The sequence below is a fragment of the Nostoc sp. 'Peltigera membranacea cyanobiont' 232 genome (genome assembly GCF_002245985.1).
Classification (GTDB): Bacteria; Cyanobacteriota; Cyanobacteriia; order Cyanobacteriales; family Nostocaceae; genus Nostoc.
Window position 1 is genome coordinate 1 of sequence record NZ_NOLK01000393.1, and the last position, 1,151, is coordinate 1,151.

The 1,151-nt window shown below is 42.7% G+C and carries 1 protein-coding gene and 1 pseudogene; both read left to right on the forward strand.

Features of this window, described 5'->3' with window-relative positions; all coding sequences use genetic code 11:
* Positions 1 to 209: pseudogene (locus CDG79_RS44680) on the forward strand (hypothetical protein); the annotation flags it as partial.
* A gap of 589 nt (positions 210 to 798) precedes the next feature.
* Positions 799 to 1,151 (forward strand): hypothetical protein (locus CDG79_RS40570; protein ID WP_143855760.1); only part of this gene is annotated, 353 nt, incomplete at its 3' end.

Genomic DNA, 1,151 nt, shown 5'->3' on the forward strand with positions numbered 1-1,151 from the left:
TGAGCTTACTAACTACTAGTTTTATGGTTGTTGGTACTATCTTTTGTCACGGCGTTGACCGCATTGAACAAAGCAGAGGTGAGGAATATCAGCCGACATGGATTTACAACGCCAAAATTTTTGAAGGAAGCGCGATCGCCTCTATCGCGGTCTTCCTGGGTGCAAGCTTGACGGGCGCGTGTGTCGCGGGAGACAAGAATGATGATTGATAAACAGCTTGTAGGATGCGTCACGCTATTGAGCCAGAGCAAGACTTACTGGATCGATGGAACCCTGTACAGATATTTAACCAGTAGCGATAGTATCAACCACACACAATATTATTTCCGTCCTTTACCGCGTCAGTCTAAGAGCGCTGACTTAAAGCTCAATCGTGACAAGGTGCTAAGACGCTGCTACGAAGTGCCGAGCTTATATAAACAGCACACAGCAGAGATAACTAACAACTCAATACAGTTGAGTTTGTTCTAACCCTTGGTAACATCTAGTACCGCGCAAAACATCCAAAGGCTTTGGTACAAGCGCGTCAACTAGTCCAAAAGGGGCGTATTCGTAGGGGTAAACGAGAAAGTGTCAGTATGTCATCAAAGCTGACAAACCTTGTTATTGCATGGTTATAGCCGATAAAACCAAGGCTAAAACATTTGTCTAAAGTCCCAAATCCAAGGTTATTGATAGTGCCTAGCTAATTTGGCGTATCAGGATAACTGTTTCTAGCTAAATAAGCCTGTCAAATAACTGGAATTTACGGATAGTCGGTCAATTTTATACACACTCAAGTAATAAAACAGAGTTAATGTGGCAACAAAAAAATATGTAGCTAAGTATCGCTTGCTCAAAGAAACTTACGAGGGCATCACGGGAAAAGGCATTTCAGATATCACTTGGTATCGCACAGTCGCATCCTTGAAGCAATATTTCTCGCTCTCCATTGAATCCGAAAAAGCCATAAGCATTGTTGAAACCTATGCTCTTATGAAGCGTAAGTGTTCAGCCTTTTCTTTTAGAACCTCTGATTTTAGCGAACGCTGGCAAGCCTTTAAACACTTCTATGATGCCGAAGAAGTTCAATACACAGGTCAGCAATTCCTAGTCGCGCTGGCAGACTATCTAAAAATCAATCTTGACGATGTACCACGCAGCACTCGTTA